The following is a 15,056-nucleotide window of genomic DNA, read 5'->3' as shown; positions in this document are numbered from 1 at the left end:
CCCGTCACTTCAGCGGATCGGCGGCGGCCGTCGCCTGCGTGCCCGGTAGCTGCTCGCCGAACGGCGCCTCGAGCCTCGGCGGCTGACAGGCGCCGCTCGGCGACACCTCGACCGTCAGCCGCGGGAAGACGTGCTCGCCCCACGGGTTGGCGGCGACGAACGACTGGTCGTAGGCGCCGTCGTAGCACTCCTCGGACCAGCCCAGGTCGAACGGCTTGCCGTCCTGGTCGTAGAGGCGGACGTTCTCGAGCAGCGTGCCGTCAGGGCCGTAGGCGAAGATGTTGGTGATCGGCATGCCCTCGGCGTCGTAGAAGGTAGGGCCGGCGTCCCAGTCCGCAGGTCCGGCGTAGTCGTAGCCGCCGTCGACGTACTGCACGCCGTCCCAGGTGCCATGGGCGGCCACCACGCCGGCCATGACCACGCCGCCGATCGCCAGGCCGGCGTTGGCCAGCTGGACGGCGACCAGCCGCGGCCCGCGAACCTCGCCCGCCGCAGTGCGCCGGCCCAGCCACACCGATCCGACGACCGCGAGCAGGAACACCGCGGCGCTGAACGGGGCGCTGCGGAACACGGCGAACGTGATCAACGCGAGCGCACCGGCACGGAGGAGCCACCAGGCGGACCGCAGCGATGTGACCAGTTCGATCGCCGGCCGGCCCCACGGCATGCTGCGTATCCACTCCTCGACCTGGGCCAGCAGCACCGCCGTCGGCACCTGCCGCAGCTCTGCGACGGGGTCGTCGCGCCCGGTCACCAGCAGCACGGTGGCGGCCCCGGCAAGGACCATCGCGACGATCGCCGGCACACCGAACAACGCCGGAGCGCCACTCAGCCCGAACAGCGTGTCGACGAACGCCAGCGCGCCCAGGCCGACGGCACTCCAGCCGAAGAACGCGACCAGGAACCGCAGCAGCCGGCGGACGAAGCCGACCGGCACCAGCGCGGGCTCCGGCGCCGGTTGCGGCATGCCGGCCGCCGCGCGCAGCTCGGCCGCGTACGCCGCCGGCGCGCCCAGCCGGTCGATCAGCACGTCGATCGTGACGTCGTCGCCGTACTCGGCGGCGACGTGGTCGAGGTGGTCGCGGACGTCCTCGGCGATCTCCGCGAGCTCGTCGGCCGGCAGGTCGCCGAGCTCGTCGCGGACCGCGGCGACGTACGTCGCGACGGCCGGGTGGGCGGTGGCCCGGGTGCTGCTCACGCTGCCTCCTTGGTGGCGTGGTCGACCAGCTCCGTCAGCACCCCGGCGAACTCACGCCACGTCTTGGCCGAGCGTCGCAGCAGATCGCGGCCGGTGCCGTTGAGGCTGTAGTACTTGCGGTGCGGGCCCTCCTCCGAGGGCACGACGTACGTGGTCAGCGCGCCGGCGTGGTAGAGCCGGCGCAGCGTCCCGTAGACCGAGGCGTCGCCGACCTCCGTCAGCCCGGCCGCGCGGAGCCGCCGGACCACGTCGTAGCCGTAGCCGTCCTCCTCGCGCAGGACGGCGAGCACGGCGAGGTCGAGCACACCCTTGAGGAGCTGACTGGTGTCCATGAGTTCCCCTCTCCTGTGCCCTACACACTAGTGCGCGATGCGTAGTACTGCGCATCGCGACACGCATCGGCCGATGCTGGAGACGAGGTCCGGGAGGTTCCAGCCCGGGTGCTTTGCAATGAGCACCAATACGCACCACCCGGCTGCTGCGGTAACGCCGTCACCGCAGCGAAACCCATCTACCAGCTGGAGCGGCCTCAAGGCAGGAGCCACTGGCTGGGACTCCACCCGGCCGCACCCGCAACTGCGCTACCTGACGCGGCGCGCCCTGGCCGGCGCCGATCCAACGGACCACGGCAGCCTGTGTGGTGCGTATTGGTGCTCATTGCAAAGGGCCCGAAGATGTCACCTGGGGGGAGCCAGTCCACAGGCAGTTCCCAGCGGGCAAGTTGTCCACATTCAGCGTCCCGCACCTTGAGGCGGACCGGGCCACGCAAGAGGCTGAACACGTGACTCCAGTGGAACCACCCGACAATGACGAGCCGCTCGTGCGGTTCGAGCGGGCAACGCTGCCGGGGATCGTCAGGCGAGTACGGCGCGTCGCCGACCTGAGCCAGCGCGAACTGGCGGCCCGGATCGGTGTTTCGCATTCGACCATCTCGCGACTGGAGACGGGACGCCTGGTACCCAGCGTGGCTACCCTGCTCCGCATCCTCGGTGTCGCCGAACTGATGCTCGTCGTGACCGACGCGGACGGGCACGTCATCGAGCCCATGCGCATGTGGGATGAGGTCCGAGACGGAGGGGACAAGACGTTCCCGGCTCACCTCGACCTGATCCTGGATCCGGCCGCCGGCGACTGGTGGGCGAGTCGCTACGGCCTCGCGCGGCCACCGGAGACCTACCATCGCAGCCGCACGTGGCGCGACGCGAAGCGCCGACGCAGTCAGTGGGAGGTACGGGTGAAGCAGTTCAAGAACGATCCGCCGCCTCGCATCGTCTAGCCGCATCCATAGGCTCGGAACATGTGCGGACGCGGGATCCTGCTCGCGGCGGTGGCGGCCGCGGCGCTGGTCGCGGGCTGTGCGGGCGCCGACGAGCCGGCGGCGGACGGCGAGGTCGGCTCGCCGTCAGCCACGCCCACGCCGACGTCCAGCACGAGCCCGACGCCGACGCCGACGCCCGCTCCGACGCCGTCGCCCGTCACGCTGGCGTTCGCCGGCGACATCCACTTCGAGGGCACGCTGCGGCAGCGGCTGGACGAACCGGCGACGGCGCTGGCCCCGGTCGCCGCGCAGCTGGGCGCCGCCGACCTCACCGTGGTCAATCTGGAGACGTCGGTCGGGACCACCGGCACGCCGGAGCCGGGCAAGCGGTTCACCTTCCAGACCCCGCCGGCGGCGTTCACCGCGCTCGCGGCCGCCGGCGTCGACGTCGTCACGATGGCCAACAACCACGCGATGGACTACGGCGCCGACGGCCTGGCCGACACGCTCGCCGCGCGCGGCACGACGCCGGGCCTGGACGTCGTCGGCGTCGGCGCGGACGTCGCGGAGGCGTTCGCCCCGGCGGTCCGCGACGTGCGCGGCACCTCGGTCGCGGTCATCGCCGCGAACGTGCCGGACGACCCGGGCGCCGATCCCACGGACCACTGGGCCGCCACGGAGACGGCCGCCGGCGTCGCGACGGCGCTGGACCCGGCGCCGCTGCTGGCCGCCGCCGGCCGGGCGCGGGCCGCAGCGGACGTCGTCGTGGTCTACCTGCACTGGGGCGTGCAGGGCGAGAGCTGCCCGAGCCCGTCACAGACGGCGCTGGCCGCGGCGCTCGCGGACCGGGCCGACATCGTCGTCGGCAGCCACACCCACCAGCTCCAGGGCGCCGGCCTGGCCCCCGCGCACGACGCCTATGTGGCGTACGGGCTGGGCAACTTCGTCTGGTACACGCAGGCCTCCGAGGCGACGTCGACGACCGGGGTGCTCACGCTGACCGTCGACGGCGGGGCGGTGACGACGGAGAGCTGGGCGCCCGCACGGATCGGCGCCGACGGGCTCCCGGTGTTCGCGACGGGCGACGCGGCGGCGGCGATGACCGCGGGCCGCGCCGCTCTGCGCGAGTGCACCGACCTCAGGCCGCTGCCCTGAACCGGCGCAGCCGCAGGCTGTTCGACACCACGAACACCGACGAGAACGCCATGGCCGCGCCCGCCAGCATCGGGTTGAGCAGCCCGGCCGCCGCCAGCGGCAGCGCCGCGACGTTGTAGCCGAACGCCCAGAACAGGTTGCCCTTGATGGTCGAGAGCGTGCGCCGGGCCAGCCGGATCGCGTCGGCCGCGGCGTTGAGGTCACCGCGGACCAGTGTGAGGTCGGACGCCTCGATCGCGACGTCGGTGCCGGTGCCCATCGCCAGGCCGAGGTCGGCCTGGGCCAGCGCGGCGGCGTCGTTGACCCCGTCGCCGACCATGGCGACGACCTTGCCCTCGGCCTGCAGCCGCTTCACGACGTCGACCTTGTCGGCCGGCAGCACCTCGGCGATGACGTCGTCGATGCCGACCTCGCGGGCCACCGTGCGAGCGGTCGCCTCGTTGTCGCCGGTCAGCAGGATCGGCGTCAGCCCCAGGCCGCGCAGCCGCGTGATCGCGGCGGCCGACGTCGGCTTGACGGCGTCGGCGACCACCAGCACGCCGCGCGCGGCGCCGTCCCACGCGACGGCGACGGCGGTGCGGCCCGCGGCCTCGGCCCGCTCCATCGCCACGGTCAGCTCCGCGGGCAGCGTGACCGACCAGTCGGCGAGCAGCCGCGGCCGCCCGGCCAGCACACCGCGCCCGTCGACGACGCCCTGGACGCCGAGGCCCTCGACGTTGCGGAAGTCCTCGACGGCGGGCAGCGCGCCGGCCCGCGAGCGGGCGCCCTCGGCGACGGCCTTGGCGATCGGGTGCTCGGACGCGTCCTCCAGCGCACCGGCCAGCCGCAGCAGGTCGTCCTCGGACTCGCCGTCGGCGGCCACGACGTCGACCAGCGTCATCGAGCCGGTCGTGACCGTGCCGGTCTTGTCGAGCACGACGGTGTCGACGCGGCGGGTCGACTCCAGCACCTGCGGTCCCTTGATGATGATGCCGAGCTGCGCGCCCCGGCCGGTGCCGACCAGCAGCGCCGTCGGCGTGGCCAGACCCAGCGCGCAGGGGCAGGCGATGATCAGCACCGCCACCCCGGCGGCGAACGCCGCCGCGGCCCCGCCGCCGGTGCCCAGCCAGAAGCCCAGCGTGGCGACGGCCAGCCCGATGACGATCGGCACGAAGATGCCGGAGACGCGGTCGGCCAGCCGTTGGACCTCGGCCTTGCCGTTCTGCGCGTCCTCGACCAGCTTGGCCAGCTGGGCGAGCTGGGTGTCGGCGCCGACCCGCGTGGCCCGCACGACCAGCCGGCCGTGCGCGTTGACGGTGGCGCCGGCGACTTCGTCGCCCACGGCCACCTCGACCGGGACGGACTCGCCGGTGAGCATCGACCGGTCGACGGCCGACGCGCCCTCGGTGACGACGCCGTCGGTGGCGATCTTCTCCCCCGGCCGGACGACGAACAGGTCGCCGCTCGCGAGGTCACCGGCCGGGATGCGGCGCTCGACGCCGTCGCTGAGGACCGAGACCTCCTTGGCGCCCAGCTCGAGCAGGGCCCGCAGCGCCGCGCCGGCCCGTCGCTTCGACCGGGCCTCGAAGTACCGCCCGGCCAGGATGAACGTCGTGACGCCCGCGGCGACCTCGAGGTAGATGTCGCCGGCCCCGCCGCCGCGCGAGATGGTGAACTCGAACGGGTGCGTCATGCCCGGCATGCCCGCCGTGCCCCAGAACAGCGCGTAGACCGACCAGCCGAGCGCGGCCAGCGTGCCCATCGAGATGAGCGTGTCCATGGTGGCGGCGCCGTGCCGCAGGTTGGTCCAGGCCGCCTTGTGGAAGGGGAACCCGGCGCCCAGCACCACCGGCGCGGCCAGCGTCAGCGACAGCCACTGCCAGTAGTCGAACTGCCAGGCCGGCACCATGGCCAGCACGACGACCGGCACGCTGAGCACGGCGGACAGGATCAGCCGGTCGCGCAGCGGGCGGACGGGGTCGGCCTCGGCCGCCTCGGCGACCGGGTCGGGCTGCGGCACCCGCGCGGTGTAGCCGGCGGACTCGACCGCGGCGATCAGCTGGGTGGTGCCGACATCGCCGGCGTAGGTGACTCGCGCCTTCTCCGTCGCGTAGTTGACGGTGGCGGTGACGCCGTCGAGCTTGTTCAGCTTCTTCTCGACGCGCATGGCGCAGGAGGCGCAGGTCATGCCGCCGATCTCGAGGTCGACGGTGCTCATGGGTGGTCCTCCGCGGCGATGGTGAACTCGGCGGTGCGCACGACACCGTCGTGTTCGAAGTCGAAGAACAGCCGGTAGTCGGCAGCGGACGCGGCGGTGGCGAAGAACGAGACGTCCGGGCCGGGCGGGGTGACGCCGTCGCCGGGCTCGCCCTCGGGGTGGACGTGCAGGTAGGCGAGGTCGCCGTCGCGCAGCGCGACCAGGTGGCCGTAGGCGCCGAGGTACGGCTCGAGGTCGGTGACCGGGACGCCGTCGCGGCTCACCGACAGCGTGAGCTTCGACTCGACCCCGGTGTCCATGTGCCCGTCGAGCGTGACGGTGTAGCCGTCGACCTCGGCGGTCGTGCTGGGCGCGGGCAGCGCCACCGGCTGGTAGTCGCCCGGGACGGACAGGTCGGTGCCGAGCGTCACCGCCTCGCCGTGGGTGGAGAAGTCGGCGAACAGCTTCCACTCGCCGGACGTGAGGTCCAGCGGGGCGGACCAGGTGCCGTCGGCGGCCCGGACCGGGTGGACGTGCTGGTAGCCGCTGAGGTCGCGGCGGACGGCGATGAGGTGCAGCTCCTGCTCGTGCTCGACGTCGAACTCGGTGACGACGCCGTCGGGGCCGTCGATGCGGAACGAGATCGGGCGGGCCGGCCCGGCCGGCAACGTGCCGGTCGTCAGCGCGAACGTGTAGCCGTGGTCGGAGACCATCAGGCCGCCGGGCAGGTGCTCCGCACCCTCGGCGGACTCCGCGTGGCCGCCCTCGTCACCGCCGTCCGCCTCGCCCTCGTCGCCGTGCCCGGCCATGCCGGACTCCTCCGACTCGGCGGCGGCGGGCGCCGTCTCGTCCTCGCCGATCGGGCCGACGATGCTGCCGACCCCGGCCGCCAGGCCGAACGCGCCGGCGAGGCACAGCGCGTAGACGCCGAGTTTGGCCGGCGCGTTCATGGCACTACCTCCGTGGGAAGGGGATCAGGAACCGGCGAGCTCGTAGCCGGCCTCTTCGACCGCGACCTTGACGTCGTCGGAGCTCAGCGGCGTGGCGCTGGTGACGTCGACACTGCCGGTGGCGAGGTCGACGCTCACCTCGCTGACGCCGTCGAGACGGCCCAGCTCCTCGCGGACCGAGCCGGCGCAGTGATCGCAGGTCATGCCGACGACGGTGAAAGTGGACGTGGTCATGGCGATGCCTTCCCTGGTGCCTAGAACGGTGGGGCGTGGACGGCGCGAGTCAGGACCGGACCAGCCGGGCGATGGCGTCGGACGCCTCCTTGACCTTGGCGTCGGCCTCCGGACCGCCCTGGCGGGCGGCCTCGACGACGCAGTGGGCCAGGTGCTCCTCGAGCAGCCCGAGAGCGACCGACTCCAGCGCCTTCGTCATGGCCGAGACCTGCGTGAGGATGTCGATGCAGTACTTCTCCTCGGCGACCATGCGCTGCAGCCCCCGCGCCTGACCCTCGATGCGGGTGAGCCGCTTGAGGTAGTCGTCCTTGCGGTGGATGTAGCCGTGGTGGCCGTGGCCCTCGTCGGGTGTCTCGGTCATGTGTCCTCCTCGCGTCGACGCCGATCCGTCCCGTACACGGTACCCAGGTGCCGTATCGACGTCTGACACATTCATACACTACCCCCCTAGGGTATGTCCACCGGCGACGCCGGGACGGCGGCCGGCCGACGCGGCCGTGACAGACTGTGCGTCCGTGCACCGTGTCGTTCTCCTCGCCGGCCCGTCGGGCAGCGGCAAGTCCCGGCTGGCCCACGAGAGCGGCCTGCCGGTGCTCAACCTCGACCACTTCTACCGCGACGGCGACGATCCCGGCATGCCACGCGACCCGGACCTGGGCATCGTCGACTGGGACGACCCGCGCTCCTGGGACGCCGAGCGCGCCGTCGACACGCTGGTCCAGCTGTGCCGCACCGGCAGCGCGCAGATCCCGGTCTACGACATCGCGCACGACCGCACCGTCGGCACCGAACTGTTCACCGTCGGCGCCGCGCCGGTGTTCGTCGCCGAAGGGCTGTTCGCGGCCGAGATCGTCGACGAGTGCCGGGCCCGGGGAGTCCTGGCCGACGCCATCGTGCTGCACCGCAAGCCGTGGAAGAACTTCCTGCGCCGGCTCGCCCGCGACCTCGCCGAGCACCGCAAGCCGCCGCTGACGCTGCTGCGCCGCGGCCGCACGCTCATGCGCACCGAGCGGGCCATCGTCGACCGGCAGCGCGGACTCGGCGCCCGGCCGGCCGATGCACAGCAGGTCCGGGACGCTCTCCGGGGTGCCGCCGAGGCGCCCTCCGGGATGCCCTGACCTGCGACCTCCGGGTCGGACCATCCGCGAGACGGACGCCGCGGAGGGTCCCGCGCACCTACCGTTGAGGTATGAGCACAAGCAGCTATTACTCCGAGGCCCGCGGCGGCCTGGTCCGCCCGACCGGCAACCGCATGATCGCCGGCGTGTGCGCCGGACTGGCCCGGCGGTTCGGCATGAAGACCCGCACCGTGCGGATCCTCTTCCTGCTGTCCTGCCTGCTGCCCGGCCCGCAGGTGCTGGTCTACCTGGCGCTGTGGATCATCATGCCGAGCGAGGGCTGAGCCGTTCCGTCGTCGCCGCGGCCGTGCCCGCTGTCCGGACGCGGTCGAACGCCCGCTGGGCGCCCAGTGCGGAGTAGCCGGGCTTGACGACGTCGTTGATCAGCGCGAGCCGCTGGTCGAACGGGATGAAGGCGCTCTTCAGCGCATTGACCGTGAACCACTCGAAGTCCGGCAGGTCGTAGCCGAACGCGTCGGCCAGCAGGGCGAACTCGCGGGACATCGAGGTCCCGCTCATCAGCCGGTTGTCGGTGTTGACGGTGACCCGGAACCGCAGCCGCGCCAGCAGTCCGATCGGATGCTCGGCGATGGAGCCGGCGGCCCCGGTCTGGATGTTCGACGACGGGCACAGCTCCAGCGGGATCCGCTTGTCGCGGACGTACGCCGCCAGCCGGCCCAGCGCGACCGTGCCGTCGGGCCGCACCTCGACGTCGTCGATGATGCGCACGCCGTGACCGAGGCGGTCGGCGCCGCACCACTGCAGCGCCTCCCAGATGGACGGCAGCCCGAACGCCTCACCGGCGTGGATGGTGAAGTGCGCGTTCTCGCGGCGCAGGTACTCGAACGCGTCGAGGTGGCGGGTGGGCGGGAAGCCCGCCTCGGCGCCGGCGATGTCGAAGCCGACGACGCCGGCCTCGCGGTTCTTGACCGCCAGGTCGGCGATCTCGCGCGACCGGGCGGCATGGCGCATGGCCGTCAGCAGCGTCGCGATGCGGATCGGCCGGCCCGCCGCGGCCGCCCGCGACTCGCCCAGCCGGAACCCCTCCTCGACGGCCGCGACGACGTCGTCCAGCGACAGGCCGCCGCCGAGGTGCTGTTCGGGCGCGTAGCGCACCTCGGCGTAGACGACGCCGTCGGCGGCGAGGTCCTCGGCGCACTCGGCGGCCACCCGCACCAGCGCGTCGTGCGTCTGCATGACCGCGACCGTGTGCTCGAACGTCGCCAGGTACCGCTCCAGCGACCCGGAGTCGGCGGCGTCGGTGAACCACTGCCCCAGGGCGTCCTCGTCGCCGGCCGGCAGGTCGTGCCCGATGCCCGCCGCGAGTTCGAGGACGGTGCCCGGTCGTAGCCCGCCGTCGAGGTGGTCGTGCAGCAGCACCTTCGGCGCGGCCAGGATCTCGGCGTCGGTCGGTCGCATGCTCCGAACCTACCCCGCGGGTCGTGACTCGCCGGGCCGAGCGCCGCACGCCGTGCACCGAGGGGATATAGCCTCACGGAGTGGCTCGCAGCGTCTACGTGGCATCGGTGACGGGCGAGACCGGGAAGTCGACGGTCGCGCTCGGCGCGCTGGAGGCGCTCACCCGCCGGCTGGGCCGGGTCGGCGTGTTCCGCCCGGTCGTCCGCTCCGGCGCCCAGCCCGACTACGTCCTGGAGCTGCTACTCGAGCACGACGGCGTCGACCTGCCGTACGACGTGTGCGCCGGCGTCACCTACGAGGACGTCCACGCCGACCCCGACGCCGCCATGAGCATCATCCTCGGCCGGTACCGCGAGGTCGCCGCGCAGTGCGAGGCGGTCGTGGTGGTCGGCAGCGACTACACCGACGTCGACAGCCCGACGGAGTTCTCGTTCAACGCGCGGGTGGCGGCGAACCTCGGCGCTCCGGTCGTGCTGGTGCTCAACGGGCACGACCGCTCGCCGGCCGATCTGCGCGCCGTGGCCGAGCTGGCCACCGCCGAGCTGACCGCGAACTACGGCGCGCTGGCCGCGCTGGTGGCCAACCGCGTCCTGCCCGATGCTCTCGACGACGCGCGCGAGGCGCTCAGCGAGCTCGGGCCGGCGTACGCACTGCCCGAGGAGCCGCTGCTGTCGGCGCCGACGATGGGCGACCTCGTCGCCGCGGCCGGCGGCGAGCTGTTCCGCGGCGACGCGACCCGGCTGGGCCGCGAGGTCGGCGGGCTGGTCGTCGCCGGCATGACGCTGCCGCACGTGCTGGACCGGCTGTTCGACGACGCCGTCGTCATCACCCCCGGCGACCGCACCGACGTGCTGCTCGGCGTGGTGGCGGCCCATGCGGCGAAGACGTTCCCGACGCTCGCCGGCGTGGTCCTGAACGGCGGGTTCGAGCTGCCGTCGCAGATCGTCCAGCTGATCGACGGCCTCGACGTCGGGCTGCCGATCGTGACCGCGCCCGGCGACACGTTCGGCACCGCGACGGCGCTGGCCGCCGTCCGGGGCCGGCTGACCTACGACGCGACCCGCAAGGTGCAGACCGCGCTGGCGCTGTTCGACCGCCACGTCGACGCCGGCGACCTGCTCGACCGCCTCGACGTCACCCGCAGCGGCGCCGTCACGCCGCTGATGTTCGAGCACGACCTCGTCGACCGCGCCCGCTCGTCGATGCGGCACATCGTGCTACCCGAGGGCACCGAGGAGCGCATCCTGCGCGCCGCCGACACCGTCCTGCGCCGAGGCATCGCCGACCTCACCCTGCTCGGCTCGCCGGCCGAGGTCGCCGCCGCGGCCGACCGCGTCGGCGTCGACATCGGCGCCGCCCAGATCGTCGACCCGCGTGAGAGCGAGCTGCGCGGCCGGTTCGCCCACGAGTACGCCCGGCTGCGCGCCCACCGCGGCGTCACCCAGGAGGCCGCCTGGGACCAGGTCGCCGACGTCTCCTACTTCGGCACGATGATGGTGCAGCTCGGCCTCGCCGACGGCATGGTGTCGGGCGCGGCGCACACGACGGCGCACACCATCAGGCCGGCGTTCGAGGTGATCAAGACGCTGCCAGGGGTCTCGATCGTGTCCAGCGTGTTCTTCATGTGCCTGCGCGACCGCGTGCTCGTCTACGGCGACTGCGCCGTCAATCCCGACCCGACCGCCGAACAGCTGGCCGACATCGCGATCTCGTCGGCGGAGACGGCGGCGCGCTTCGGCGTGGCGCCGCGGATCGCGATGCTGTCGTACTCGACCGGCGAGTCCGGCACCGGCTCCGACGTCGACAAGGTGCGCACCGCGACGTCGCTGGTCCGTGATCGCCGGCCCGACCTCGAGGTCGAGGGACCGATTCAGTACGACGCCGCCGTCGACGCCAGCGTGGCCCGGGCCAAGCTGCCCGGCAGCGAGGTGGCCGGCCGGGCCACGGTGTTCGTCTTCCCCGACCTCAACACCGGCAACAACACCTACAAGGCCGTGCAGCGCAGCGCCGGCGCCGTGGCGGTCGGCCCGGTGCTGCAGGGCCTGCGCAAACCGGTGAACGACCTGTCGCGCGGCGCGCTGGTCCGCGACATCGTCAACACGATCGCGATCACCGCGATCCAGGCGCAGTCGGCGGAGGCCTCGTGAGCGCGCCCGGTGGGTGGGCGGCCGGACTAGCGCCGGGCCAGCTCGACGACGTCGGCCAGCTGGGTCCGCGCGACCTCGACGTCGGGCACGGTGAACATGCCGAGGCTCTGCACGCCGGCGTCCTCGAGCGCCTTCAGGTGCGCGGCGGCGTCGTCGAGCGTGCCGACCGGCGCGAGCTCCGTCCACCACTGCGCCGGCATGGTGGCCAGGCCGTCGAGCCCCTTCTGGGCGTAGCGGGCGGCGAGGTCGTCGAAGAACGGCAGCGTGGTGAGCGTGGTGCGCGGCTCGTCGAGCTGGCGGCCCAGCCACGGCGCCATGGTGCGGTAGGCCTCGGCGCGGTCGTTCTTCACGCAGAGGATGCCGAAGACCGCGACGTGGAAGCCGGGATCGCCGGGACGGCGGCCGGCCTGCTCGAGCGACCATCGCACGTAGGACGGGCTGGCCGGCTCGGCCAGCACCAGCCCGCCCGCGACGCGACCGGCCAGCGCCAGCGACTTCGGTCCGAACACGCCGGCCAGCAGCGGCGGAGGGTCGGCCGGAGGGTGCTCGAGCCGGACGGCGTCGAGGTCGACGTAGTGGCCGTGGCTGGTGACCTCTTCACCCGCCAGCAGACGCGTGACCGCGACCATGACCTCGTCCAGTGCGGTGAGCGGCGACACCGGCCGCACGCCCATCTGCGCCATCCACGACTGCACCCCGTGCCCGATGCCGGGCAGCACCCGGCCGGGTCCGAGCCCGCACAGCGTCGCGATCTCCATGGCCGTGACCGCAGCGGTGCGGGCGACCGCAGGCAGGATGCCCACCCCCACCGTCAGCTGCTCGGTGACCGACAGCGCGGCGGCCGCCAGGCTCGGGCCTGCGGTGAAGAAGCAGTCTTCGATGACCCAGAGCTGCTGGGCGCCGCCGGCTTCGAGCGCACGGGCGGCCTCGGTGACGAAGGCGGGCGGGAAGGATCGGTCGAAGCTCATTCCGACCTGCAGGCGGTTGGTCATGGCCGCACAGTAACGGCACCCTCCGACAGGAACGGACTCTCCCGATGACCGTCCTCGTGCTCAACTGCGGATCGTCGTCCATCAAGTACCAGCTGATCGATCCGGCCGGTCCGACGCGCCTGGCGAAGGGCATCGTCGAACGCATCGGCGAGGACGACGGGGTCGCGGACCACGCCGTCGCGCTGCGCCGGATCATCGACGAGCTGGAGCGCGAGTGCGGGCCGCTCGCCGGCCTGGGGCTGGCCGCGGTCGGGCACCGCATCGTGCACGGCGGCGACAAGTTCGCCGAGCCGACGCTCGTCGACGACGACGTCGAGCGGGTCATCGAGGACCTGTCGCCGCTCGCGCCGCTGCACAACCCGCCGGGACTGACGGCGTTGCGGCTGGCTCGGCGCGAGCTGCCCGACGTCCCGCACGTCGCCGTCTTCGACACCGCCTTCCACCAGACGCTGCCGCCGGCCGCGTACACGTACGCCCTGGACCGCGACCTCGCCGCCCGGTACGGCGTGCGCCGCTACGGCTTCCACGGCACGTCGGTGTCGTACGTGAGCCGGGCGGCGGCGCGGCTGCTGGACCGCGACCCGGCCGACACCAACCTGGTCGTCCTCCACCTCGGCAACGGCGCGTCGGCCACGGCGGTGCGCGGCGGCCGCTCCGTCGACACATCGATGGGCATGACGCCGCTCGAGGGCCTGGTCATGGGCACCCGGACCGGCGACATCGACCCGGGCGCGCTGCTCTACCTGCACCGCGAGGCCGGACTCTCCGTCGACGACCTCGACCGGCTGGTCAACCGGTCCAGCGGGCTGCTGGGCCTGGCCGGGGCGAACGACCTGCGCGAGGTGCACCGACTCGCGAAGGCCGGCGACGCCGCGGCGCAACTGGCGCGGGAGCTCTACTGCTACCGGATCCGGCACTACGTCGGCGCCTATCTCGCGGTGCTCGGCCGGACGCACGCCATCGTCTTCACCGCGGGCGTCGGCGAGAACGACTCGTGGGTGCGCTCGCACTCGCTCGGCGGGCTGCGCCACCTCGGCGTCGAGGTCGACCACGTCCGCAACTCCTTCGCCGGCAGCCGCGCGCAGATCATCTCCCCCGACGAGGCCGACGTCACCGTTCTCGTCATCCCCACCAACGAGGAGCTGGAGATCGCCCGGCAGGCGTCCGACCTGGTCACCGCGCCCTCGTCCTGAAGCGGCGCCTCCCGGGCCGGGTGCCGGGAATCTGACGATCTCACCTGGATCCAGGCAACGTATCGGCGGCATGGCGCGTCATCATCGGTGACCACCCGTGACACGGAAGGACCACCATGCCCCGGATCACCCGCCGCGCCGCGCTCGCCACCGCGCTCGCGGCCACCGCGCTCTCGCTCGCCCCGGCCTCGGGCGCGTCGGCCTCGGCCGGCGCCGACGGCGACCTGCCACCGCTGCTCTCCGCCGACGTCGCCACCTACAACGTCTACCTGGGCGCCACGCTGGACCCGCTGTTCACCGCGACCAACCCGCAGGAGCTGGTCCGGCTGGCCGGCGAGGTCTACGCCGGCGTCGAGGCCACGGACTTCACGGAGCGGGCCGGCGCGATCGCCGACCAGATCGCCGGCCACGAGCCCGAGGTGATCGGCCTGCAGGAGGTCGCGCTGTGGGAGAAGGGCCCGCTCGGCGGCCAGCTGCAGGTCACGTACGACTTCCTCGACCTCCTGCTGGACGAGCTGGCCGAGCGCGGCCACCCGTACCGCGCCGTCGCGACGAACTGGAACTTCGACGGCACGCTGCCGATCTCGGCGACGGAGCAGGCCCGGTTCCGCGACCGCGACGTCATCATCGTCCGCGCCGACCTGCCGCGGGCGCTGCTGCGGGTGACGAACCCGCAGTCCGGCACGTACAACGCCGTCCTGGAGATCCCGACGGCCATCCCGGGGCTGACGTTCCAGTCGCCGCGCGGCTGGTCCACCGTCGACGTCCGGCTGCTCGGCGCGTCGTTCCGGTTCGCGAACACGCACCTGGAGGCGTCCGGCCCGGCCGTCATCCGCAACGCGCAGGCCACCGAGCTGGCCGGCCGGCTCGACGCGTCGCCGCTGCGCACCGTACTGGTGGGTGACCTGAACTCGCGGCCGAACGACACCGCGGGCGCGTACGGCATCCTCACCGGCACGGGCCTCACCGACGCCTGGCTCGCCACCGGCGGCGACCCGGCGACCGGCTTCACGGCCGGTCAGTCCGCGACGCTGCTGGACGAGAACCGGCTGCGCAGCCGCATCGACTACGTCCTCGCCGGCGCCGGGGTCCGCGCCGTCGCCACCGAGATCATCGGCGACGAGGAGGCCGACCGCTCCGCACCGACCGGCTTCTGGCCGTCCGACCACGCCGGCCTGGTCGCGAAGCTCCGCTTCACCCGCTGAGGCGGCCCCAG

The 15,056-nt window shown here is 73.2% G+C and carries 15 protein-coding genes; 7 read left to right on the top strand and 8 right to left on the bottom strand.

Translation table 11 applies throughout. The annotated features are described in order from the left end of the window. Window positions 1-4: 4 nt before the first annotated feature. Window positions 5-1,198, bottom strand: a complete 1,194-nt coding sequence (locus DZA62_RS02400; RefSeq protein ID WP_116947152.1) for an HAAS signaling domain-containing protein — start codon at window positions 1,196-1,198, stop codon at window positions 5-7. After that, window positions 1,195-1,530, bottom strand: coding sequence for a PadR family transcriptional regulator (locus DZA62_RS02395; RefSeq protein WP_046768923.1), 336 nt, complete (start codon window positions 1,528-1,530; stop codon window positions 1,195-1,197). The genes DZA62_RS02400 and DZA62_RS02395 overlap by 4 nt, the downstream gene beginning before the upstream one ends. A 458-nt stretch (window positions 1,531-1,988) precedes the next feature. Here DZA62_RS02395 and DZA62_RS02390 point away from each other — a divergent pair, with 458 nt between their 5' ends. Together DZA62_RS02390 and DZA62_RS02385 are read left to right on the top strand one after the other, a co-directional pair. Next, window positions 1,989-2,474, top strand: a complete 486-nt coding sequence (locus DZA62_RS02390) for a helix-turn-helix domain-containing protein (protein ID WP_232827222.1) — start codon at window positions 1,989-1,991, stop codon at window positions 2,472-2,474. A gap of 21 nt (window positions 2,475-2,495) precedes the next feature. Continuing rightward, window positions 2,496-3,611, top strand: a complete 1,116-nt coding sequence (locus DZA62_RS02385; protein ID WP_116947151.1) for a CapA family protein — start codon at window positions 2,496-2,498, stop codon at window positions 3,609-3,611. Here DZA62_RS02385 and DZA62_RS02380 read toward each other — a convergent pair. From DZA62_RS02380 to DZA62_RS02365, 4 genes are read right to left on the bottom strand one after another with little or no spacing between them, the layout of a single operon-like run. Then, on the bottom strand, window positions 3,595-5,808 hold the full coding sequence (locus DZA62_RS02380) for a heavy metal translocating P-type ATPase (protein ID WP_116947150.1): 2,214 nt from the start codon (window positions 5,806-5,808) through the stop codon (window positions 3,595-3,597). The two genes, DZA62_RS02385 and DZA62_RS02380, sit on opposite strands and share 17 nt — an antisense overlap. Next, window positions 5,805-6,737: a hypothetical protein gene (locus DZA62_RS02375; protein WP_116947149.1), complete on the bottom strand. Its 933-nt coding sequence runs from the start codon at window positions 6,735-6,737 to the stop codon at window positions 5,805-5,807. Before DZA62_RS02375 ends, DZA62_RS02380 begins: the two co-directional genes overlap by 4 nt. A gap of 24 nt (window positions 6,738-6,761) precedes the next feature. Beyond that, window positions 6,762-6,971, bottom strand: coding sequence for a heavy-metal-associated domain-containing protein (locus DZA62_RS02370; RefSeq protein ID WP_116947148.1), 210 nt, complete (start codon window positions 6,969-6,971; stop codon window positions 6,762-6,764). A 49-nt stretch (window positions 6,972-7,020) separates the two neighbouring features. Continuing rightward, window positions 7,021-7,332, bottom strand: a complete 312-nt coding sequence (locus tag DZA62_RS02365) for a metal-sensitive transcriptional regulator (protein WP_116947147.1) — start codon at window positions 7,330-7,332, stop codon at window positions 7,021-7,023. A 154-nt stretch (window positions 7,333-7,486) separates the two neighbouring features. Here DZA62_RS02365 and DZA62_RS02360 point away from each other — a divergent pair, with 154 nt between their 5' ends. Continuing rightward, window positions 7,487-8,089 (top strand): uridine kinase family protein, encoded by a 603-nt coding sequence (locus DZA62_RS02360; RefSeq protein ID WP_116947146.1) that lies wholly within the window; start codon window positions 7,487-7,489, stop codon window positions 8,087-8,089. 71 nt (window positions 8,090-8,160) lie between these two features. After that, window positions 8,161-8,373 carry a PspC domain-containing protein gene (locus DZA62_RS02355; RefSeq protein WP_116947145.1) on the top strand — a complete coding sequence of 71 codons (213 nt, stop codon included), beginning with the start codon at window positions 8,161-8,163 and terminating at the stop codon, window positions 8,371-8,373. Here DZA62_RS02355 and DZA62_RS02350 read toward each other — a convergent pair. Further along, on the bottom strand, window positions 8,354-9,508 hold the full coding sequence (locus tag DZA62_RS02350; protein ID WP_116947144.1) for an adenosine deaminase: 1,155 nt from the start codon (window positions 9,506-9,508) through the stop codon (window positions 8,354-8,356). The two genes, DZA62_RS02355 and DZA62_RS02350, sit on opposite strands and share 20 nt — an antisense overlap. Before the next feature lie 80 nt (window positions 9,509-9,588). Here DZA62_RS02350 and pta point away from each other — a divergent pair, with 80 nt between their 5' ends. After that, window positions 9,589-11,655 (top strand): phosphate acetyltransferase, encoded by a 2,067-nt coding sequence (gene pta, locus DZA62_RS02345; RefSeq protein ID WP_116947143.1) that lies wholly within the window; start codon window positions 9,589-9,591, stop codon window positions 11,653-11,655. 26 nt (window positions 11,656-11,681) lie between these two features. Here pta and DZA62_RS02340 read toward each other — a convergent pair whose 3' ends face one another. Continuing rightward, complete coding sequence (locus DZA62_RS02340; protein ID WP_198663335.1) at window positions 11,682-12,647, bottom strand: LLM class flavin-dependent oxidoreductase; 966 nt, start codon at window positions 12,645-12,647, stop codon at window positions 11,682-11,684. Window positions 12,648-12,691: 44 nt separating this feature from the next. On the opposite strand from DZA62_RS02340, the gene DZA62_RS02335 reads away from it, so the two are divergent. Both DZA62_RS02335 and DZA62_RS02330 read left to right on the top strand, forming a co-directional pair. Further along, window positions 12,692-13,840: an acetate/propionate family kinase gene (locus tag DZA62_RS02335; RefSeq protein WP_116947142.1), complete on the top strand. Its 1,149-nt coding sequence runs from the start codon at window positions 12,692-12,694 to the stop codon at window positions 13,838-13,840. A gap of 116 nt (window positions 13,841-13,956) precedes the next feature. Next, a complete protein-coding gene (locus tag DZA62_RS02330) occupies window positions 13,957-15,045 on the top strand; it encodes an endonuclease/exonuclease/phosphatase family protein (RefSeq protein ID WP_116947141.1) in 1,089 nt (362 codons plus the stop codon). Window positions 15,046-15,056: the final 11 nt, after the last annotated feature.

Origin of the sequence: Jiangella endophytica, from assembly GCF_003427025.1 — a bacterium.
In the GTDB taxonomy this organism is placed as follows: domain Bacteria; phylum Actinomycetota; class Actinomycetes; order Jiangellales; family Jiangellaceae; genus Jiangella; species Jiangella endophytica.
This window is presented reverse-complemented; position numbering and strand designations above follow the sequence as displayed.